This window comes from Variovorax paradoxus (assembly GCF_040544635.1).
In the GTDB taxonomy this organism is placed as follows: Bacteria; Pseudomonadota; Gammaproteobacteria; order Burkholderiales; family Burkholderiaceae_C; genus Variovorax; species Variovorax paradoxus_R.
Genome location: NZ_JBEPKJ010000006.1, coordinates 182,702 through 202,485, shown reverse-complemented (window position 1 = coordinate 202,485; position 19,784 = coordinate 182,702). Strand labels below are relative to the sequence as shown.

At 65.7% G+C, this 19,784-nt stretch carries 20 protein-coding genes; 14 read left to right on the top strand and 6 right to left on the bottom strand.

Going from position 1 to position 19,784, the window contains the following annotated elements; genetic code table 11:
• Nucleotides 1–66 precede the first annotated feature (66 nt).
• The 5 genes from ABIC94_RS12410 (at nucleotide 67) to ABIC94_RS12390 (ending at nucleotide 4,622) form a co-directional block, all read left to right on the top strand.
• Nucleotides 67–1,806: an IlvD/Edd family dehydratase gene (locus ABIC94_RS12410; RefSeq protein WP_354373304.1), complete on the top strand. Its 1,740-nt coding sequence runs from the start codon at nucleotides 67–69 to the stop codon at nucleotides 1,804–1,806.
• 1 nt (nucleotide 1,807) lies between these two features.
• Nucleotides 1,808–2,716: a 2-dehydro-3-deoxygalactonokinase gene (locus ABIC94_RS12405; RefSeq protein ID WP_354373303.1), complete on the top strand. Its 909-nt coding sequence runs from the start codon at nucleotides 1,808–1,810 to the stop codon at nucleotides 2,714–2,716.
• Nucleotides 2,713–3,354 (top strand): 2-dehydro-3-deoxy-6-phosphogalactonate aldolase, encoded by a 642-nt coding sequence (locus ABIC94_RS12400; RefSeq protein ID WP_337318484.1) that lies wholly within the window; start codon nucleotides 2,713–2,715, stop codon nucleotides 3,352–3,354. Before ABIC94_RS12405 ends, ABIC94_RS12400 begins: the two co-directional genes overlap by 4 nt.
• 42 nt (nucleotides 3,355–3,396) lie before the next feature.
• Nucleotides 3,397–4,140 (top strand): aldolase, encoded by a 744-nt coding sequence (locus tag ABIC94_RS12395; protein WP_354373463.1) that lies wholly within the window; start codon nucleotides 3,397–3,399, stop codon nucleotides 4,138–4,140.
• A 158-nt stretch (nucleotides 4,141–4,298) separates the two neighbouring features.
• Nucleotides 4,299–4,622, top strand: a complete 324-nt coding sequence (locus ABIC94_RS12390; protein WP_354373302.1) for a hypothetical protein — start codon at nucleotides 4,299–4,301, stop codon at nucleotides 4,620–4,622.
• A 34-nt stretch (nucleotides 4,623–4,656) separates the two neighbouring features.
• Here the strand turns inward: ABIC94_RS12390 and ABIC94_RS12385 are convergent, their stop codons facing one another.
• From ABIC94_RS12385 to ABIC94_RS12375, 3 genes are read right to left on the bottom strand one after another with little or no spacing between them, the layout of a single operon-like run.
• Nucleotides 4,657–6,066, bottom strand: coding sequence for an MATE family efflux transporter (locus ABIC94_RS12385; RefSeq protein WP_354373301.1), 1,410 nt, complete (start codon nucleotides 6,064–6,066; stop codon nucleotides 4,657–4,659).
• A gap of 35 nt (nucleotides 6,067–6,101) precedes the next feature.
• A complete protein-coding gene (locus tag ABIC94_RS12380) occupies nucleotides 6,102–7,337 on the bottom strand; it encodes an MFS transporter (RefSeq protein ID WP_354373300.1) in 1,236 nt (411 codons plus the stop codon).
• Nucleotides 7,330–7,827 carry a MarR family winged helix-turn-helix transcriptional regulator gene (locus tag ABIC94_RS12375; RefSeq protein ID WP_354373299.1) on the bottom strand — a complete coding sequence of 166 codons (498 nt, stop codon included), beginning with the start codon at nucleotides 7,825–7,827 and terminating at the stop codon, nucleotides 7,330–7,332. Before ABIC94_RS12375 ends, ABIC94_RS12380 begins: the two co-directional genes overlap by 8 nt.
• A 50-nt stretch (nucleotides 7,828–7,877) precedes the next feature.
• On the opposite strand from ABIC94_RS12375, the gene ABIC94_RS12370 reads away from it, so the two are divergent.
• From ABIC94_RS12370 to ABIC94_RS12330, 9 genes are all read left to right on the top strand, one after another.
• Nucleotides 7,878–8,423, top strand: coding sequence for a PaaI family thioesterase (locus tag ABIC94_RS12370; RefSeq protein ID WP_354373298.1), 546 nt, complete (start codon nucleotides 7,878–7,880; stop codon nucleotides 8,421–8,423).
• A gap of 14 nt (nucleotides 8,424–8,437) precedes the next feature.
• Nucleotides 8,438–9,130, top strand: coding sequence for a nitroreductase (locus ABIC94_RS12365; protein WP_354373297.1), 693 nt, complete (start codon nucleotides 8,438–8,440; stop codon nucleotides 9,128–9,130).
• A gap of 133 nt (nucleotides 9,131–9,263) precedes the next feature.
• A complete protein-coding gene (locus ABIC94_RS12360; RefSeq protein ID WP_354373296.1) occupies nucleotides 9,264–10,325 on the top strand; it encodes a Fe(3+) ABC transporter substrate-binding protein in 1,062 nt (353 codons plus the stop codon).
• Between the two features lie 38 nt (nucleotides 10,326–10,363).
• A complete protein-coding gene (locus ABIC94_RS12355; RefSeq protein ID WP_354373295.1) occupies nucleotides 10,364–12,043 on the top strand; it encodes an ABC transporter permease in 1,680 nt (559 codons plus the stop codon).
• Entirely contained in the window at nucleotides 12,040–12,723 is a 684-nt protein-coding gene (locus ABIC94_RS12350; RefSeq protein ID WP_354373294.1) for an ABC transporter ATP-binding protein, read from the top strand. The genes ABIC94_RS12355 and ABIC94_RS12350 overlap by 4 nt, the downstream gene beginning before the upstream one ends.
• Nucleotides 12,724–12,820: 97 nt before the next feature.
• Entirely contained in the window at nucleotides 12,821–13,498 is a 678-nt protein-coding gene (locus ABIC94_RS12345) for a glutathione S-transferase family protein (protein WP_354373293.1), read from the top strand.
• 47 nt (nucleotides 13,499–13,545) lie between these two features.
• A complete protein-coding gene (gloA, locus tag ABIC94_RS12340; protein ID WP_354373292.1) occupies nucleotides 13,546–13,986 on the top strand; it encodes a lactoylglutathione lyase in 441 nt (146 codons plus the stop codon).
• 341 nt (nucleotides 13,987–14,327) lie between these two features.
• Complete coding sequence (locus ABIC94_RS12335; RefSeq protein ID WP_354373291.1) at nucleotides 14,328–15,482, top strand: hypothetical protein; 1,155 nt, start codon at nucleotides 14,328–14,330, stop codon at nucleotides 15,480–15,482.
• Nucleotides 15,479–16,540: an acyltransferase family protein gene (locus ABIC94_RS12330; protein WP_354373290.1), complete on the top strand. Its 1,062-nt coding sequence runs from the start codon at nucleotides 15,479–15,481 to the stop codon at nucleotides 16,538–16,540. Before ABIC94_RS12335 ends, ABIC94_RS12330 begins: the two co-directional genes overlap by 4 nt.
• A 25-nt stretch (nucleotides 16,541–16,565) precedes the next feature.
• Here the strand turns inward: ABIC94_RS12330 and ABIC94_RS12325 are convergent, their stop codons facing one another.
• Genes ABIC94_RS12325 through edd form a run of 3 tightly spaced genes read right to left on the bottom strand, consistent with a single transcriptional unit; the run spans nucleotide 16,566 to nucleotide 19,758 of the window.
• The gene (locus tag ABIC94_RS12325) at nucleotides 16,566–17,294 is read right to left on the bottom strand and encodes a haloacid dehalogenase type II (RefSeq protein WP_354373289.1); all 729 of its coding nucleotides are present in this window, start codon (nucleotides 17,292–17,294) and stop codon (nucleotides 16,566–16,568) included.
• Nucleotides 17,295–17,296: 2 nt separating this feature from the next.
• Entirely contained in the window at nucleotides 17,297–17,941 is a 645-nt protein-coding gene (gene eda, locus ABIC94_RS12320; protein ID WP_354373288.1) for a bifunctional 4-hydroxy-2-oxoglutarate aldolase/2-dehydro-3-deoxy-phosphogluconate aldolase, read from the bottom strand.
• Nucleotides 17,932–19,758, bottom strand: a complete 1,827-nt coding sequence (gene edd / locus ABIC94_RS12315; RefSeq protein WP_354373287.1) for a phosphogluconate dehydratase — start codon at nucleotides 19,756–19,758, stop codon at nucleotides 17,932–17,934. Before edd ends, eda begins: the two co-directional genes overlap by 10 nt.
• Nucleotides 19,759–19,784: the final 26 nt, after the last annotated feature.

Genomic DNA, 19,784 nt, shown 5'->3' with positions numbered 1-19,784 from the left:
TGAAAACGCATTTCGGCAGGAAAAACCCTGACCTGCCTGCACACTTCCAGTTACCGGAGACAAGCGATGACCACCCCGCCGAAGAAGAAAAATCCCCAAGACCTGCGCAGCCAGCAATGGTTCGGCCGCAACGACCGCGACGGCTTCATCTATCGAAGCTGGATGAAGGGCAAAGGCGTGCCGCACGACCAGTTCGACGGCCGCCCCGTCATCGGCATTTGCAACACCTTCAGCGAACTCACGCCCTGCAACTCGCACTTCCGCACGCTCGCCGAGCAGGTGAAGATCGGCGTGTACGAAGCGGGCGGCTTTCCCGTCGAGTTTCCGGTGATGTCGCTCGGCGAAACGCTGCTGCGGCCCACGGCCATGCTGTACCGCAACCTTGCGAGCATGGACGTGGAAGAAAGCATTCGCGGCAATCCGCTCGACGGCGTGGTGCTGCTCATGGGCTGCGACAAGACCACGCCCGCACTCATGATGGGCGCGGCCAGCGTCGACCTGCCGACCATCGGCGTCTCGGGCGGCCCGATGCTCTCGGGCAAATGGCGCGGCCAGGAACTGGGCTCGGGCACCGGCGTGTGGCAGATGAGCGAGCAGGTGCGCGCCGGCACGCTCAAGCTGCAAGACTTCTTCGAGGCCGAGAGCTGCATGCACCGCAGCCATGGCCACTGCATGACGATGGGCACCGCGAGCACCATGGCCTGCATGGTGGAGTCGCTCGGCATCGGCCTGCCCGGCAATGCGGCTTATCCGGCGGTCGACGGCCGCCGCAACGTGCTGGCGCGCATGGCCGGCCGGCGCATCGTCGACATGGTGCATGAAGACCTCAACATGTCGAAGATCCTCACGCGCCAGGCCATCGAGAACGCCATCAAGGTCAATGCGGCCATCGGCGGCTCGACCAACCTGGTGATTCACCTGCTGGCCATTGCAGGCCGCATAGGCGTCGATCTTTCACTCGACGACTTCGACCGGCTGGCTTCCGAGCTGCCGTGCCTGGTCGACCTGCAGCCCTCGGGCCGCTTCCTGATGGAAGACTTCTGCTACGCGGGCGGCCTGCCGGTGGTCATCAAGGAAATTGCGGAGCACCTGCACAAGGACGCCATCACCGCCAACGGCCAGACGCTGTGGGACAACGTGAAGGACGCCGAAAACTACAACCCGCAGGTGATCCGCACGCTGGCCGAGCCCTTCAAGGACAAGGCCGGCATCTGCGTGCTGCGCGGCAACCTCGCGCCCAACGGCGCGATCATCAAGCCGAGTGCCGCAACGCCCGAACTGCTGGTGCACAAGGGCCGCGCGGTGGTGTTCGAAAACGCCGACGACCTGCACAAGCGCATCGATGACGAGAACCTGGACATCGACGAGCACTGCGTCATGGTGCTCAAGAACTGCGGCCCGCGCGGCTACCCCGGCATGGCCGAGTCGGGCAACATGCCGCTGCCGCCGAAGGTGCTGCGCAAGGGCATCACGGACATGGTCCGCATCAGCGATGCGCGCATGAGCGGCACGGCCTACGGCACGGTGGTTCTGCACACATCGCCCGAAGCCGCCGCGGGTGGCCCGCTCGCGCTGGTGCAAGACGGCGACATCGTCGAGCTCGACGTGCCCAACCGCAAGCTGCACCTGCACGTGAGCGACGAAGAACTGGCCAAGCGGCTCGAGAAATGGGTCGCGCCCAAGGCACCACTCGATTCGGGCTACTGGAAGCTCTATGTCGATACGGTGCTGCAGGCCGACCAGGGCGCCGACCTGGCCTTCCTGCGCGGCCGCCGCGGAAGCTTTGTGCCGCGCGACAATCACTAGGATGACAAGACTGGTAGCCATCGACTGGGGCACGAGCTCCCTGCGCGGCGCGTTGATCGATGCCGGCGGCAAGGTGCTCGAAGAGCGCAGCGATACCCGCGGCATTCTCAAAGTGCCGGCCGGTGGCTTTCCCGCCGTATTCGAGGAACTGTTCGGCGACTGGATGCAGCCCGAGGGCACACGCTGCCTGATCTCCGGCATGGCCGGCAGCAAGCAGGGCTGGGTCGAGGCGCCGTATTGCGCCTGCCCCGCGGGCCGCGTCGAAGTGGGCCGCAAGATCATCGACATCGACGCGCTGCCGGGTTCGCGCATTGCCATCGTGCCGGGCCTCAGCGACGAGCATGACGGTGTTCCCGATGTCATGCGCGGCGAAGAGGTGCAAATCTTCGGCGCCATGACGTTGATGGACGTCGACGAAGGCGTCTTCGTGTTGCCGGGCACGCACAACAAGTGGGCCACGGTCAAGAAGGGCCGCGTTACGGGCTTTCGCACCTTCATGACCGGCGAGTTCTATGCGCTGCTGAGCCAGCATTCGATTCTCGCGCGCACGCTCGATGCCGATGCACCGCTCGACGAGGCGGCCTTCGTGCAGGGCGTTACCCGTGCCGACAACGGCCAGGGCCTGCTGCACAACGCTTTCGGCGCGCGCACGCTGGCGCTGTTCGAACGCATGCCCAGGCAGGAACTCGCGAGTTATCTCTCGGGCCTCCTGATCGGCGAAGAGCTGCGCACGCAATCGCTGCATGCCTTCGGCGAAGTGGTGCTGATCGGCTCCCCTGCACTCACCCAACGCTACACGCTCGCGCTGAGCGCCACCGGCACCGCCACTCGCACGCTCGGCGCCGAAGCCACCTGGGCCGGACTGCATGTGCTGTCCGGCTTTCTCGACGCAGACAGAACGCCCTCATGACCACTCCCCAAGAAAAATTCGACGCCGCGATGCGCGAGCTGCCGCTGGTCGCCATCCTGCGCGGGCTCACGCCGCCCGAGGCCGCCGATGTGGGCGACGCCATCGTCGAGTCCGGCTTCCGGCTGCTCGAGGTGCCGCTCAATTCGCCCAAGCCCTACGCCAGCATCACGCTGATGCGCACGCGCTTTCCGCAAGCGCTTGTGGGCGCCGGCACGGTGCTCGATGCGCAGCAAGTGCGCTACGTGCATTCAGCCGGCGGCGAACTCATCGTGTCGCCCAACTTCAACGCCGAAGTGATCGCCGAAGCCGTGCGGCTCGGCATGGTGTGCCTGCCCGGCGTGATGACGCCGACCGAAGCCTTCGGCGCGCTGGCCGCGGGCGCGACCGGCCTCAAGCTGTTTCCGGCCGAACTGGCATCGCCCGCTGTGGTGAAGGCGCTGCTTGCGGTGTTGCCCGCCGGCACGCCGCTGATGCCCGTGGGCGGTATCACGCCGGCCAACATGGCCGAGTGGCGGGCGGCCGGCGCGTCCGGCTTCGGCATCGGCTCTGCGCTGTACAAGCCGGGCAAGCAAGCCTCGGCGGTGCGCGCCGACGCCCAGAGGTTCGTCGCTGCCTATGCGGGCGCAATCCACGCCTGAACCACACCTTTTTCTTTCAACCACGTCCACATCCACGAGGCCCTGTCGATGTCCGCAGATTCAGACTACGCCAGCCCCGCCGTGCGCAAGTTGCGCGAAGACCTGGCGCTTGCATTGCGCGCAGCCGCACACCACGGCCTGTCCGAAGGGGTGTGCAACCATTTCAGCGTGATGCTGCCCGGCGCGCAGGACCGCTACCTGATCAATCCGCGCGGCCTGCACTGGAGCGAGATCGGGCCGGATGACATCGTGCTGATCGACGTGCATGGCGAGGTGCTTGCCGGCCGCCACAGGGTGGAGCCGACTGCGCTCTTCATTCACGGCGCGGTGCACCGCATCACCGGCCACGCCGTCGTGCTGCACTGCCACATGCCCTACGCGACCGCGCTCACGCTCACGGTCGATCGCGCGCTCGATCCCACGCTGAGCCAGAACGCCATGCGCTACATGAACCGCATCGCGATTGACGCGGTGTACAACGGGCTCGCGCTCGACGATGCCGAGGGCGAGCGCATCGCGCGTGCCATGGCGGGGAAGGACGTGGCCTTTCTCGCGAACCACGGCGTCGTCGTGGCGGGCGCGACCATTGCGCATGCTTATGACGATCTCTACTATCTGGAACGCGCAAGCCTGCATCAGGTCATTGCGCAGTCGACCGGGCGCCCGCTGGTTCCCGTCGATGCCAAGATGGCCGCTCTTGCCGCGGCGCAAATCCAGGGCGAACGCGAGCAGTCCGACCTGTTTTTCGAGGCGCTCCGGCGAATGCTGCCTCCGCCACACGGCTGACGTCCGTTCGGCCGGTTCCGGCCCCGGCACGAGGCGCCTAGGATGGCGCAACGGCTGCGCAGCGGCTTACAGCTCTTCATCGGATTTCGCTCCAGCCTTACAAAGCGTTCACATGGAGCCACGACGATAGGGCTTCCAACCACTCCATTGGAGTTGCCATGAAAAAGCTCATCTTTGCAATCAGCGCCGCTGCCCTGCTCTCGCTGGCCGCCCTCAGCGCTCCGGCCCAAGCCCAGACCGGCGGCCGCTTCATTCAGGCCCAGGTGTATGTCGTGCCCGCGCCGCCACCGCCGCGCCATCACTACTACGCTCCGCCGCCCCCGCGGCCCTATTACGGTCCGGGCTACCACCGTGGCCACGACCGCTACGAGCACCGCCGTCATCGCCATTGGGAAGAGCGCCGCTATGGCCGCAGGGACTACGACGGAGACGGCGTACCCAATCGCTACGACCGCCGCCCCAACAATCCCTACCGCTATTGATTTCGCGCGATAGGCCTTGCCTGAGCGAAGCCGCTCAGGCTTGCGCCGCCACGCGCCGCAGCAGATTTGTGGGCGAGCGCGGCCAGCCGACGCGGCCGAACCATGCGCCGCCTGCAATTGCCGACGCAATGACGATGCCGTACACCGCGAGCGCCACGCCTTGCGCAGCGAACACGCCGGTCAGCCCGCCGCCCCAGCGCAATGCGAGCCAACCGCCGATGCCGGCCACGGCGAGCCGCGCGATGTTGCCGAGCACAGGCCACAGCAAGCGCCCTGCCCCCTGCGAGGCGAAGTACAGCACCAGGCCGACACCGAAGAAACCATAGAGCGGCCCCACCACGCGCAAGTAGTGCGCGCCGGTTTCGAGCATGGCGGGGTCGTTGCCGAACAACAGCAGCCAGGGCCGCGGAAACAGCGCCGCGGCCAGACCGATGGCTTCGGTCAGTGCAAAGGCCAACGCCGCGCCAACCCACGTGGCACGCAGCGCGCGTTCGCGCTGCCCGGCGCCCATGCAGGTACCGACCATCGCGACCAGCGGCGCGCCAAGCCCGAATACCAGCGGCACCAGCAAATACTCGAGACGCGATGCGGTGCCGTAGCCCGCCAGTGCGCCCGAGCCGAAATGGCCTGTCAATGCCGTGGCAATGCCTATCGAAAGATTGGTCGCCACGGTCGACACCGCACCCACGAGCCCGATACGCAGGATGTCGCGGAACATCGGCCAGCGCAGCTTCAGCGCGGCGAGCGTGGGGCGCAGCAGGCTGCGCGGCGAACGCAGGTACACGATGAGCGCCACCGAGCCCAGCAGGTAGTACAGCAGCAGCGCCATCGCGCCGCCCGCGATGCCCATGCCCGGCAGCGGCCCCCAACCGAAGATGAGCAGCGGAGACGCGGGAATGAGGAACACCACGCCAGCCACCGTCACGTTCGCCGGCACCGCCATGTTGCCGGTGCCTCGGATGATGGCCGACAGCGAGTTGAAGAGCCACACCAGCACCGCACCCGCGAACACCCAGTTCGAATACGTCAGGGCCGCATCGAGCGCCGCGCCGGTGCCGCCCATGACGCCGTACAGCCAGCGCCCTCCCGCCAGCAGCGCGAGCGAAAAGAACAAGCCGAAGCCGATCGCGATGACCACCGCGTGCCACACCAATGCGTCGGCGTCGCCGCGGCGGCGCGCACCCAGGGCGCGCGCAATCGACGAAGCGATGCCGCCGCCCATTGCACCGCTCGACGTCATCTGCATCAGCATGACGATCGGGAACACCAGGGCCATGCCCGCGAGGGCATCGGTGCCCAGCTTGCCGACAAAGTAGGTTTCGATGAGCCCCACGGAAGCCTGCGCCAGCATCACGAGCACATTGGGCGCGGCCAGGCGCAGCAGCGTAGGGACGATTGGCGCTTCGAGCAGCAGCCGCGTGCGCGGATCGAGTTCCTGGCTCATTCATCGACCTCCTTGCTGTGCACCGCGGTGCGCGCTCATGCCGCCGCCAGCTTCGAACGCGCAAGCCGCGCTTCGCGGATCGGCAGGTGCACCAGTGCGGCGCCCGCGGCAAGCGCGATGTCGATGTACCAGACGATGTCGTAGTTGCCCGTGGCCTGGAAGACGTAGCCGCCCAGGAACGCACCGAGGAAGCCGCCGACCTGGTGCGCCAGCATCACGATGCCGAACAGCATCGCCATGTTGGCCGGCCCGAACATCTTGGCGACCAGGCCCGCGGTAGGCGGCACGGTCGACAGGAAAGTCACACCCATCACTGCGGCGAACACCAGCATGACGGGGGTCGTCTTGGGCGCCAGCAGGAACAGCAGCACGGCGATGCCGCGCGTGGCATAGACCAGCGACAGCAACGACTTCATGCGCCAGCGCCCCACGGCCCAGCCCATGGCAAGGCTGCCGACGATGTTGAAGAGCCCGATCATCGCGAGCGCCCAGCCGCCGACCTCGGCCGGCAGCCCGCAGGCCGCGACGACACCGGGCAGGTGCGTGGCCAGGAAGGCGACGTGGAAACCGCAGACCAGGAAGCCGAGGCTCAGGTAGCGGTAGCTGGGCGTCGCGAGCGCCTGGCCGATGGCCTGGCGCGCACTCAGCGGTTTTGTGCCCGATGCGGCCGCCGAGGCCGCGGCCATCGCGTTCGAATTGCCCTTGAGCACCCATGCGGCCGGCAGCGCCAGCAGCACCAGCACGCCGAGCCACTGCATGGCGCCGGCCCAGCCCACGGCCGCCGTCAGGCCGACAGCGATCGGTGCCATCGCAAATTGCCCGAAGGAACCGCCGGCATTGACCAGGCCGGTGGCCAGGCCGCGCTTGTCCGCCGGCACCAGGCGCGTGGTCGCGGCCATCAGCACCGAAGGGCCCGCCATGCCGGCGCCGCCGGCCGCGAGCACGCCAATGGCGAAGATCAGGCCGGCCGTGCTCGTCATGAGCGGCGTGATCAGCGTGCCGATGGCCACCAGCAGCACGCCGATGAACACCACACGCCCGGCGCCGATGCGGTCGGCCACGGCGCCCGCGAAGGGCTGGGTGAGTCCCCACCAGAGCTGTCCGAACGCGAACGCGAGGCTGATGCTGCCGATGCCGAGCGCAGTCGAAGTGTTGAGCGCCGAAAGAAACAGGCCCATCGTCTGGCGCACGCCCATCGTGAGCGCGAAAGCGCCCGCGGCGGCCAGCAGCACGAGCCAGAGCGCATGGCGCCGCAGAGAGGTTTCATTCATCGCGGGCTCCTGTTTGGTCTTCCGGCTGTACATCGCCCAGCCCTGCGCGCTGCAGCAATTCCAGGCTCTCGTCGAGCAAGGCATGCAGCGCCAGAACACGCTCCGTGCCGAGGATCTCGTTGAGCGCCAGCTGCGCGCCGTGCCACAGGCGCTGCGCTTCGGCTCGCTTCTCCCGGCCTGCATCGGTGATCGCCAGCATGCGGCTGCGCGCATCGGGGCCTTCGGTCTGCACCAGGAAGCCCGCCGCCAGCATCGGCTTGAGATTGCGCGTGAGCGTGGAAGCGTCGACGTTCATTTCGCGCGCCAGGTCGACCGGACGCAGCGGCCCGAAATGCAGCACATGCGAGAGCAGTGAATACTGCGTGGTCTTGAGCCCGCTGGGCGCAACGTGCGCGTCATAGAGGCGCGACGCCAGCCGGGAGAGCCGACGCAAGCGGAAATTGGTGCATCCCCGGGGCTTCAGCTCAGGGGGCTTCAGAGCGGTGTTCATGTTTTTATTGTAGCTACAATAATTGCACCTGCAACTATCAAGGAGTTTTCATGTCCGAGCCCCATTCCATCGACGCCTGGATCGCCCAGGAGGCCGAGATCGTCCAACGTCTGGACGCGGGGCCCGGCCCGGGACTGGCACGCCCCGAGCAGATTGTCGGCAAGACCGGTCTGCAAATGATGGAAGCGATGCTGCGCGCCGAAATCCCCTATGCCGCCATCGCCAAGACGCTCGACTTCACGCTTCTTTCGGTGAGCCCCGGCGTGGCCGTGTTCCAGGGCACACCGCTTGCGCAGCACCTGAATCCGCTCGGCACCATCCATGGCGGCTGGGTTGCCACGCTGCTGGATTCGGCGCTGGGCTGCTCTGTCCACACCATGATGCCGGCCGGCCGCGCCTACACGACCGCCGAGCTCAGCGTGAACTACGTGAAGGGCCTCACGCCCAAGGTGCAGCGGGTTCGCGCCGAAGGCAAGGTCATTCACTGCGGCCGGCAACTGGCCACCGCAGAAGCGCGGCTTTTCGGACCGGACGGCACGCTGTACGCGCATGCCACCACCACCTGCCTGGTGTTCGAAATGCCATCTCCACGGTAAGCCGGGCCGCCGCCATGCCATCCACGCCCTTCGACCCTGGCCTCGCTCCGGCTTTCAAGAGCCTTCTTGCCGAGAGATACAGCTGCCGGGCCTACCTTGCAGAGCCCGTCGCGCGCGAAACCATCGATGCCATCCTGCAGATGGCGCAGCGCGCCGCCTCCTGGTGCAACTCCCAGCCATGGCAAGTCATCGTCACCAGTGCGGCCGCCACCGACCGCTTGCGCCAGGTTTTTGATTCGGACGAAGCCGCGGCCGATGCCGCATTCGACATCGCGCCTCCATCGGAATACCGCGGCGTGTACCAGGAGCGCCGCCGCGAATGCGGTTTTCAGCTGTACGAGAGCGTCGGCATCGCACGCGGCGACCGCGAGGCTTCGGCGCGGCAGGGCAAGGAGAACTTCAGGTTCTTCGGGGCGCCGCACGTGGCCCTCGTCACCACCGAGGCGCTGCTCGGCACCTACGGCGCACTGGATTGCGGCGCCTACGTCAGCAACTTCATGCTGGCGGCGCGCAGCTTCGGCGTGGCAAGCATCGCCCAGGCGGCGGTCGCCTCGCGCTCTAAGTTTCTCCATCGCTGGTTCGACATTCCGGACGACCGCCAGGTCGTTTGCGGCATTTCGTTCGGCTATGAGGATCCCTCGCACCCGGCCAACCGCTTTCGCACCACGCGCGCAACGCCGGACCAGGCTTGTCAATGGGTGGATTAACCGGCGCGACCCGGTGCTTCTTGTAAGTGCAAGGACGTAAAAACCGCCTCAATGGCAGTGATAATGATTCGCATCGTTGCCATGCGGCCGCGATGCTTCTCGAAAACCTGTCCCTGCATCTGGAGGATCCTTCATGACCGACCGCCTCGGCGTTCAAGGCCGCGCCGCCCGCGCACTGATCGGCGTCTCCGCCGCCTGGCTGGCCGCTGCCGCCCTGCCTGCTTTCGCCGCCAACGACGAACTCACGCTCTATACGACGCGTGAAGCCGCGTTGATCCAGCCGCTGATCACGGCCTTCAGCACGCAGACGAACATCAAGGTCAACACCGTGTTCGTGAAGGACGGCCTGCTCGAGCGCGTCAAGGCCGAAGGCGCACGCTCGCCGGCCGACGTGCTGATGACGGTGGACATCGGCAACCTGATGGACCTGGTCGACGGCGGCGTGACGCAGCCGGTGAAATCGGCCGCGCTGGAATCGGCCGTTCCCGCCAACCTGCGCGGCGCCGACGGCCAATGGTTTGCGCTTTCGCTGCGCGCGCGCGTGCTCTACGCCGACAAGAACCAGCCGCTCACCCGCTTCAGCTATGAAGACCTGGCCAACCCGAAGTGGAAGGGCAAGGTCTGCATCCGCGCGGGCCAGCACCCCTACAACACGGCGCTGATCGCATCGATGATCGCGCATGACGGCGAGGCCAAGGCCGAACAATGGCTGCGCGGCGTCAAGGCCAACCTGGCCCGCAAGGCCACCGGCGGCGACCGCGACGTGGCGCGCGACATCCTGGGCGGCATCTGCGACATCGGCCTGGCCAACTCGTACTACGTCGGCCAGATGAAGAGCGCCAAGGAAGGCACCGACGCACGCAAGTGGGGCGACGCCATCAAGGTGATCCGCCCGACCTTCGCCAGCGGCAAGAGCGGCGGTACGCACGTCAACATCAGCGGCGCGGCCGTGGCCAAGAACGCGCCCCAGCGCGCCAACGCGGTCAAGCTGCTCGAGTTCCTGGTGTCGGAGCCGGCGCAGTCGCTGTACGCGCAAGCCAACTATGAATATCCGGTGCGCAAGGGTGTGGTGCTCGACCCGATCATCGGCGAGACCATCGGCGAACTGAAGGTCGACCCACTGCCGCTCACGGAAATTGCCAAGTACCGCAAGCAAGCCAGTGCGCTTGTCGACAAGGTCGGCTTCGATCAGTGAGTGATGAACACGGCCGGGCACGCCTTGCCGGTGCCTGAATGCTGAGCGCGCAGCCCCGGTTGCCAGGCCTGCACGCGGCGGGGCCGCTTTGGCGCAGCGCCTCGTTCGCAATCGCCGTCGGCGTGCTTGCGCCGGTGCTCACGCTGGCGTGGCTTGCGTTCGGCTCCGGCGTGGCGCATTGGGGGCCGCTGTTTGCGCACGTGCTGCCGCAGGCGGCGCTCAATACGGCCGTGCTGCTCACCGGTGTCGGAGTGCTGGTGCTGGTAATCGGCACCGGCTGCGCGTGGCTGGTGACGGCCTGCGACTTTCCGGGGCGGCGCGTGCTGCACTGGGCGTTGCTGCTGCCGCTGGCCATGCCGACTTACATCGTCGCCTTCGCCTATCTGGACTTGCTGCACCCGATCGGCCCCGTGCAGGGCGCGATCCGCTGGGCCTTGGGCTTCGACAGCCCGCGCCAGTTCCGCCTGCCCGACCTGCGCTCGATGCCGGGTGCGATCTTCGTGCTGGGCTTCGTGCTCTATCCGTACGTCTACATGACCGCGCGCGCCATGTTCATGACGCAGCCCGCACACTTGATGGAAGCCGCCCGCACGCTGGGCGAAAGCCGCGGCGGCGCGTTCTTTCGCGTGGCGCTGCCGCTCGCACGGCCGGCGCTCGCGGTGGGCCTGAGCCTTGCGCTGCTCGAAACGCTCAATGACATCGGCGCTTCGGAATTCCTGGGCGTGAACACGCTCACGGTGGCGGTCTACACCACGTGGATCACGCGCTCCGACCTGGCCGGCGCGGCGCAGATCGCCTGCGCCATGCTGTTCGTGGTGGTGGCCCTGGTCTGGCTCGAACGCAACGGCCGCCAGCATCAGCGCTTCGGCTCGGCGCAGCGCATGCGCCCCATGCAGCCGCGGCGACTGCGCGGCGGCGCTGCCTGGCTCGCCACCGCCACCGCCGCTTTGCCGGTAATGATCGGATTCGTGGCGCCTGCCCTCTACCTCGTCTGGGAAAGCGCCAAGCGGCTGCACCAGGGCGGCGGTGTATCGCAAGGGCTGCTCGCAAGCCTCGGCAACACGCTGGCGCTGGCCGCGGGCGTGACCGTGGTGGCGGTCGCCGCGGGATTGGTGGTCGCGTGGGCGGCCCGCAGCCAGGGCTCGCGCCCCAACCGTGCACGCTGGCAGGCACGTGTTGCCACGCTGGGGTACGCCGTGCCGGGCACGGTGCTCGCCATCGGCCTGCTCACGCCCGCACTGGCGTTCGACGCGGCGCTGGCCAATGTGTTCGGCCTCTCGGGCTTGCCGCTCATGGGCGCGGGCGTCGTGCTGGTGGCGGCTTGCGCCATTCGTTTTCTCGCCATGCCGGTGGGCGGCATCGAAGCCGGGCTCGCCCGCATTCCGCCCGCCATCGAGCAGGCTTCGCGGCTGCTGGGCGAGACCACCGGCGGCACGCTGCGCCGGGTGCACCTGCCGCTCCTGCAGCCCGCCATCGCCACGGGTGCGCTGCTGGTTTTTGTCGACGCAATGAAAGAGCTGCCGGCCACGCTGCTGCTGCGCCCCGCCAATTTCGACACGCTGGCCACTTGGCTCTATGCCGAAGCCGCTCGCGGCACGTACGAAGAAGGCGCGATTGCCGCGCTGGCCATCGTCGCGGCGGGGCTGCTGCCCGTGGTGCTGCTGGCGCGCAATCAACTGGGCATGCCATCGGCCCAGCCCGGTCCGCACCAAACATGAGTTCCCCTCTCTCCCTCGAATCGATCCAGCTCGCCTACGAAACACCGCGCGGCCTGCACACCGTGGTGAACGACTTCTCGCTGTCCCTGCCGGCGGGCGAAATCGCCTGCCTGTTCGGCCCCTCGGGCTGCGGCAAGACCACCGTCCTGCGGGCGATTGCAGGCTTCGAGCCGGTGCGCTCCGGCACGATCCAGCTCGGCGACGTGCTGCTGTCTTCGACCCAGGTGCACCTGCCCCCCGAGCAGCGGCGCGTGGGCATGATGTTTCAGGAGTACGCGCTGTTTCCCCATCTGTCGGCGAGCCAGAACGTGGCCTTCGGCCTGCGCCGCTCGAGCCGTGCGCAACAGCAGTCGCGCGTGGCCGAAATGCTGTCGCTCGTCGGCCTGGCCGACGCCGGCGAGCGCTTTCCGCATGAACTGTCGGGCGGCCAGCAGCAACGCATTGCGCTTGCCCGCGCGCTGGCGCCTTCACCCGAGCTGCTGTTGCTCGACGAACCTTTTTCGAACCTCGACGGCGGCACGCGCGAACGCCTGACGGCCGAGGTGCGCGCCATTCTCAAGCGCGCCGGGCAGACCGCAATTCTGGTCACTCATAACGACGCCGAGGCCCATGCCATGGCCGACCGCATCGGGGTGATGCACGCAGGCCGCATCGCGCACTGGCTGGACACTGCCAAATAGCACAAGGCGCCCATTTGGCGAATGGGCTTTCCGGGAAAAGGTTGTTCGGGACCGCAAGAATGCGGCGCTCCCACATCCCTATTTTTTGGAACATCCCATGGCCAAGCCCCTTACCCTCGTCAGCCACCTGCTGTGCCCCTATGTGCAGCGCGCAGCCATCGCCCTGGCCGAGAAAAACGTGCCCTTCGAGCGCGTGGTGATCGACCTCGCAAACAAGCCGGACTGGTTCGTCGCGATTTCGCCGCTCGGCAAGGTGCCTCTGCTGCGCCTTCAGCGGCCCGACGGCAGCGAAGCGGTGCTGTTCGAAAGCAACGTGATCTGCGAATACCTGGAAGAAACCCAGCCCGGCCCGCGCCTGCACCCTGAAGACCCGCTCACCCGCGCCGAGCATCGCGCGTGGATGGAATTCGGTTCGGCCATATTGGGCGACCTGTGGGGCTACGAAACCACGCGCGACGCCGAAGTGTTCGAACAGAAGCGCCTGGCACTCGCCGCCAAGTTCGAGCGCGTCGAAGCCGCGCTGGGTGCCGGCCCCTACTTCGCGGGCGAAAACTTCAGTCTGGTCGATGCGGTCTTCGCGCCGATCTTCCGCTACTTCGAGGTGTTCGACGAGATCAGCAACTCGCACATCTTCGATGCGCTGCCCAAGGTGAACGCATGGCGCAAGGCGCTGGCGGCGCGGCCCAGCGTGCGCAACGCCGTGGTGCCGGAATATCCGCAGCACCTGCGCGAATTTCTGCAGAAGCACGAGGCGCACTTGCTCGCGCTCGCATAAACCCGACAATTGAAATTCCTCTTTCCCACTACGACAGGCACCACGAGATGCGACTTCTCCACACCATGCTGCGCGTCGGCAACCTCCAGCGCTCGATCGACTTCTACACCCAGGTGCTCGGCATGAACCTGCTGCGCACGTCGGAGAACCCCGAGTACAAATACAGCCTCGCCTTTGTCGGCTACGACAACGGCAACCCCGATCAGGCCGAAATCGAGCTCACCTACAACTGGGGTACCGAAAGCTACGAACCCGGTACGGCCTACGGCCACATTGCGCTCGGCGTACCCGACGCCTACGCGGCCTGCGAAAAGATCAAGGCGGCCGGCGGCAACGTCACGCGCGAAGCCGGACCGGTGAAGGGCGGCACCACCGTCATCGCTTTCGTGACCGACCCGGACGGTTACAAGGTCGAACTGATCCAGGACAAATCGAAGACCCAGGGCGGCAAGCCCGGAGCCGGCGCAGACGCTTTGCGCACATCGTAGCCAGCCATAGCAGCGGCCCTCTGCGATCCCGGGCAAGCAACTTGCCCAGGAGCTTGGCCACGCGGTCAGCCTGCATCTGCCAGATTGCAAGCAACCGTAAGAAACGCGATGCCTGGAATGCGCGGGCGAATTAACGAGACAAAATAAGCGCCTTTGCAGGGCGACCGGCATATTCTTTGCTGGTGTTTAGCTAGCGCAGGCATTAATGCTAAACGCTTCACAATGCCTTAGTTTGCAACAAGAGCTTTCAGGCTTGAGCAAATTGTTCGTACAGAAGTCTCAGTGCTCGTTAATTCCTGCCCCATTTTCCATATGAGCGATTTCTTCCAAGCGGAGTGAATTTGACCAGTCTCAGCATACGCGGCAAAGCCATTGATCCGGCGATATCGCTCATCATATTTTTATTCGCCGCCCTGGTTGTTGGAGCCATTCCGTTTGCGTACCACGACACGGCAGCCCAGATTTTCCCGGACGAAGACACGCTCCTGAGCTTCTTCGGGGCCGATGCGTGCCAACTGACCTCCACGACCATCGAGGAAAGAAACTCCTACGCCTGCAGCGCATTCTTGTTGGAATCGGTGGGGCTGAGCGCCAGCACTGCGCCATTGGCCGGCGCCCTGCTGAGCGTGTCGCTCACCTTGATACCGATATTTCAGTTCGCTCGAGTCCCTTTGGGTGTATTTCTCGCATCGCTTGCGTGGGGGGTGATCAGGGCGATTTTCCTGTCGGTCCTTTCAAAGGACATGCTGTCTGCCGCCGTGGTACTCGTTTCGGTCATGGCAGCACGGCAAACATGGTTCGGGCTGACATGGCTTTTGTCGGCGACGATTTATGGGTGGGTGGTGAGAAAGTACTGGCTGTTGGTCAGTGCCGTCTGGTTTGGGCTGAGGCTGATAAGAAAACAGCTGACCGTATTCAGATTGCTCGTCATCATCGTCCTGGTTTACATCGCACTTGCGCTGACATTCCAGATTGCGCTTGGCGTCACCCTGGACTTTGCCAGATTGGCGGTCAACGAAAACAGAGAAGTAGGTGCCGAAGGCTCGCGCACGGTTATCGAGGCGGTCATCGCTTCCGACAATGCATTGCTGCAAGCACTCAATGCAACGATTACTTTCTTCCGGTTGGCATTTCCCCTGGAGCTTTTGCGCTTCGGGTCGGTCAGCCAGCTGGCATTCATTTCCATCATGCCTTTCACTTTCATCTGGATGGTGAAAGTGATTGTCAAGAGCGCGAAATCCGACAACAAAAGGATCATTCAGGCCGGCAAGATAGCGCTTGCGCCTTTGTCCTTTCTCATCATCGAAGGCGTATTTGAACCGGACTTCGGTTCTTTTGCGCGTCACTTCGCCATCGTCAGTCCGCTCGTTTTTTCCGCAATGGCGCTGATGCAGAAAGCCGAGCTGGTTCAGGAAAAGTTGCTGCGGCGCAGCCATGCCGCCCCCTCCGGCGCGCCAGCCTTCGTTGGCGCCATTCAGCAGGATCGCATCTCGTGAAGTCCCAATCCATTGCGGTCGATCAGCCCCAATACGTCGAGTCCATCCAGGCCGGAAGAGGCATTGCCGCTCTCCTGGTGGTGGTTCACCACATCGCGCAGAAGTCGCATGCGCTCTCCGGTGGCGCCATTCCCCTGTTCGATTTCGGGATCATCGGGGTCGACATCTTCTTCATGATCAGCGGCTTCATCATCTACTTCGTCACTGCCAACAAGACGATGACGCACGCAGAGTTCATGGAAAAACGGTTCGTGCGTGTGTTTCCGCTTTACTGGGGACTCTCCCTGCTGGCACTGCTCGTTCTCATCTTCAAACCGAACCTGATCAACAGCAACGCGCAGCAGGCAACGGATATCGCGGCGTCGTTTTTCCTGTGGCCCACAACTGCGCCATACCTGGTGAACAACGGCTGGACGCTGACCTACGAGATCATCTTCTACGGACTCTGGGCTCTCGTCGCGCTGCCGACCGCCAACCGGAAAACTGCATACCTTGCATGCCTGATACTGGCTGCGGGGTCGTTGGCAGGGCTGCTTTTCGGCGTAGACCCCAAGGTCATCAATTTTTCGCTGTTCGTGGAATTTGCCTTCGGGGTGGCCATCGGCGTCGCGTTCAAGAAGGGGCTGTTTCAGCAGAACATCCCTGTCTCCATCGTCCTGACCACCGCCGGGGCTTTTCTGGCCTACCTGGCAATATCACGAGGCCTTGGCAGCGGCCAGCTGAGGGGATTCGCACTCGCAATCCCTTCGGCCATGATGTTCATCGGAATCATATTGCTCGGGTCATTCTGGAAAAGAATGCGCACGGTGCTGGCCATTGGGGACAGCTCCTATTCGCTGTACCTTTTCCATCCGTTCATATTGGTCGGAATCCCCATTGCGGTGAAGTTGCTCGGCATTTCCTCGCCGGCCCAGATACTCGCCATTTCCGCCGCGGTCGGCATCGCGGCAATTGCAGCCTCGCACATGGTCTACAAGTTCGTGGAGTTTCCGCTGACGCAAATGATGCGTGGAATGATCAAGTCTGCGAAATCCCTGACCGCAGCGAGAGCAAGGTAATTGCGCCCGATGAGCGGCAGCGCGATCAGCAGCCCAGCTGGTCCGCCAATTGGTTGATGTCGCGCGCGTGCAGGTGGTTTTCGGGGTTGGGCGAAACATCCTTGGGCTGCGTGCGGCCGTATTCCTGAGGCCGCTCGATGTAGGCGGTCTTCAGGCCGCACACGCGCGCCGCGGCAAGGTCGTCGTGGTGCGCCGCCGCCAGCATGACCTGCCCGGGCGTGGCATCGAACACGCCCGCCACGCCAAGGTAGGTGCGCGGATCGGGCTTGTAGGCCTTGAACACTTCGGCCGAAAGCACGCAGTCCCACGGCAAGCCGGCTCGCTTGGCCATTTCGGTGAGAAGGCCGATGTTGCCGTTGGAAAGCGTGCAAATGGTGAATTTCTTCTTGAGGCGCGTAAGCCCCTCGACCGAGTCGGGCCAGGCGGGCAGCCGGTGCCAGGCGCGGCTCAGGTGGCGCTTGGCGGCGGTGTCGAGCTGCTCGGTCAGGCCGAAATCGTGCAGCACCTGCTCGAGCATGCTCAGGTGCAGTTCGTCGAGCAGCGTGAAGCCGCCCTCGCCCGCGGCAATGCGTTCCATCACGGACTTCATGGCGGGCTGATAGCCGGCGCGCCATGCCAGCGCGAAGGTGTCGCCGTCGACGCCCGGCAACGCAAGCTCGGCCTCGGCGGCAATGCCGCTGTGCCAATCGACCACGGTACCGAAAACGTCGAACGCGATGACCTTCAGGTCGCTCGCGTCGAAATCCGCGCGCATGGTCAGCGCTGCAGTTGGCTCGCGGCGCGCGCCAGCTGCTCGATCAGTGCCCAGTTGCCGTCGCGGATCGCATCGGTCGGCACGATCCACGAGCCGCCCACGCAAGCCACGTTCGAGAGCGCGAGAAATTCGGCCGCGTTGCCCGCATGGATGCCGCCGGTGGGGCAAAAGGTAACGTCGCCGAATGGCCCTTGCCACGCCTTGAGCATCGGCAGGCCGCCCGCTTGCAGCGCGGGGAAGAACTTGAGTTCGGTGTAGCCGTCTTCCTGCACCGTCATGATCTCGCTGCCGGTGGCCACGCCGGGCAGCAACGGCAATCCGAGGTCGTGGCACGCCTTGCCCACGGCACGCGTGTAGCCGGGGCTCACGCCGAACTTGGCGCCCGCCAGCGCCGAGGCCTGCGCATCGGCCGCGCTGCGGATGGTGCCCGCGCCGGCGACGGCATCGGGCACGTCCCTGGCAATGGCTTCGATGCATTCGAGCGCCTGCGGCGTGCGCAGCGTGACTTCGAGCATGCGAATGCCGCCGGCCACCAGCGCGCGCGCCAACGGAACGGCATGTTTCACATCGTGCAGCACGATGACCGGGATGACCGGCGCATCGCGCATGACGTCGAGTGCGGTGAGTTTCTTGTTGTCTACAGCCATGAGCAGGCTCCTTCTTCAGCAGTCAATGCATTGCGTCGCATGCCGGCGAACAGTTCGCGGCCGAGGCCGTGGCCGTCGGCGATGCGTTTCGCGTCGGGCAGCTTGGCAATCTCGCGTTCGGCCCATTCGTCATCGGGCACCAGCACGGCAAGGGTACCCGCCACCGCGTCGAGGCGGACCACGTCGCCGTCGCGCACCTTGGCGAGCGGACCGCCCGCGGCGGCTTCGGGGGAAACGTGGATGGCGGCCGGCACTTTGCCCGATGCACCGCTCATGCGGCCGTCGGTGACCAGCGCCACGCGGAAGCCCTTGCCCTGCAGCACCGACAGCGGCGGCGTGAGCTTGTGCAGCTCGGGCATGCCGTTGGCCTGCGGTCCCTGCCAGCGCACCACGCAAACCACGTCGCGCTCCAGTTCGCCGGCGGTAAAGGCTTGCTGCAGCGCGGCCTGCGAATCGAAGACACGCGCCGGCGCTTCGATCACATGGCGGTCGTCGGGCACCGAAGACACCTTGATCACGCTGCGCCCCAGGTTGCCGTTGAGCAGCTTCAGGCCGCCGGTGGCGCTGAAGGGGCTCTCTACAGGCCGCGCCACCGCTTCGTCTTTGGACGGCGCGGCGGAATTCCAGACCAGTCGCTTGTCGTCGCCCAGGGAGGGCACGCTCGCAAATTCGCGAATGCCGCCGGCGCGCACGGTCAGCACGTCGGCATGCATCAGGCCCGCATCGAGCAGCTCGCCGATCACGAAGCCCGGGCCGCCCGCGGCCTGGAATGCGTTGACGTCGGCGCTGCCGTTGGGATAGACGCGCGTCAGCAGCGGAATCACGTCGGAGAGCCGCGAGAAGTCGTCCCAGTCGATCACGATGCCCGCCGAGCGCGCCACGGCCACCCAGTGGATCAGGTGGTTGGTGGAACCGCCGGTCGCCAGCAGCGCGACCATGGCATTGACGATGCAGCGCTCGTCGACCATTTCACCGATGGGCGGGCAATTGAACTTCGCCGCGCTGGCGCGGCCGAGCACGGTGCGCACGGCCTCGCGCGTGAGCGATTCGCGCATGGCGTCGCCGGGCTGGATGAACGCGGTGCCGGGCACGTGCAGGCCCATGGCCTCGAGCAGCATCTGATTGCTGTTGGCGGTGCCGTAGAAGGTGCAGGTGCCCACGGTGTGATAGGCCGCCATCTCGGCGTCGAGCAGGCCCTGCCGGCCAACCAGGCCTTGCGCCGCCTGTTCGCGCACCTTGGACTTCTCGCCGTTCGACAGGCCCGAGGGCATGGGGCCGGCGGGCACGAACACGGTGGGCAGGTGCCCGAAATGCAGCGCGCCGATCAGGAGACCCGGCACGATCTTGTCGCACACGCCCAAGAGCAGCGCGCCGTCGAACATGTCGTGCGTGAGCGCCACTGCGGTGCCCATGGCGATCACGTCGCGGCTGAAGAGGCTCAGCTCCATGCCGGGCGTGCCCTGGGTCACGCCGTCGCACATGGCGGGCACGCCGCCGGCCACTTGCGCGGTGGCGCCGAGGCTGCGCGCCTCGTTCTTGATGATGTCGGGATAGCTCTGGTACGGCGCGTGGGCCGAGAGCATGTCGTTGTAGGCGGTGACGATGCCGATGTTGGGCGCGCGCTCGGTCACCACCTTGAACTTGTCGTTGGCCGGGATGCCGGCCACGGCGTGCGCCACGTTGGCGCAGCCCATGCGGTCGGAGCCGCGGTCGCGGTTGCGGATTTCGGTCAGGCGCTCAAGGTACGCGCTGCGCGGCCCCCGGCTGCGTTCGCGAATGCGATCGGTAACGTCAAGGACGGTGGGATGTGTGCTCATGGGGATGTATTCGGTCGCGCTGCCGG